Genomic DNA, 1,177 nt, shown 5'->3' on the forward strand with positions numbered 1-1,177 from the left:
ATGGCCAAGAGCAAATTCGAGCGTACGAAGCCGCATGTGAACATTGGTACGATCGGCCATGTCGACCATGGCAAGACGTCGCTGACGGCGGCGATCACGAAGTTTTTCGGCGAATTCCGCGCCTATGACCAGATCGACGCGGCGCCGGAGGAGAAGGCGCGCGGCATCACGATCTCGACCTCGCACGTCGAGTACGAGACGCCGAACCGCCACTACGCCCACGTCGACTGCCCCGGCCACGCCGACTACGTGAAGAACATGATCACCGGCGCGGCGCAGATGGACGGCGCGATCCTGGTGGTGTCGGCTGCCGACGGCCCGATGCCGCAGACGCGCGAGCACATTCTGCTCGCCCGCCAGGTCGGCGTGCCGTCGATCGTGGTGTTCCTGAACAAGGTCGACCAGGTCGACGATCCGGAACTGCTCGAACTGGTCGAGCTCGAGGTGCGCGAGCTTCTGTCGAAGAACGAGTTCCCCGGCGACGACATTCCGATCATCAAGGGCTCGGCGCTGGCCGCGCTTGAGGACTCGAACAAGGAGATCGGCGAGAAGGCCATCCGCGAACTGATGGAAGCGGTTGACTCCTACATCCCGACGCCGGAGCGCCCGATCGACCAGCCGTTCCTGATGCCGATCGAGGACGTGTTCTCGATTTCCGGCCGCGGCACCGTGGTGACCGGCCGCGTCGAACGCGGCATCGTCAAGGTCGGCGAGGAACTCGAGATCGTCGGCATCCGGCCGACGGCGAAGACCACCTGCACCGGCGTCGAGATGTTCCGCAAGCTGCTCGACCAGGGCCAGGCGGGCGACAACATCGGCGCGCTGCTGCGCGGTATCGGCCGCGAGGACGTGGAGCGCGGCCAGGTGCTGTGCAAGCCGGGCTCGGTGAAGCCGCACACCAAGTTCAAGGCCGAGGCCTACATCCTGACCAAGGAGGAGGGCGGTCGCCACACGCCGTTCTTCACCAACTACCGGCCGCAGTTCTACTTCCGCACCACCGACGTGACCGGCGTCGTGAAGCTGCAGGAGGGCACCGAGATGGTGATGCCGGGCGACAATGTGACGGTCGACGTCGAGCTGATCGTGCCGATCGCGATGGAGGAGAAGCTGCGCTTCGCCATCCGCGAGGGCGGCCGCACCGTCGGCGCCGGCGTGGTCGTCAGCATCCAGGAATAAG

At 65.5% G+C, this 1,177-nt stretch carries 1 protein-coding gene; it reads left to right on the forward strand.

Annotated elements, in window-relative coordinates; translation table 11 throughout:
- On the forward strand, positions 1 to 1,176 hold a 1,176-nt coding region (tuf, locus tag HUI96_RS29005), incomplete at its 5' end, for an elongation factor Tu (RefSeq protein WP_188258170.1).
- Position 1,177: the final 1 nt, after the last annotated feature.

It is taken from the genome of Pseudaminobacter soli (ex Zhang et al. 2022) (assembly GCF_014595955.1).
Classification (GTDB): Bacteria; Pseudomonadota; Alphaproteobacteria; order Rhizobiales; family Rhizobiaceae; genus Kumtagia; species Kumtagia pseudosoli.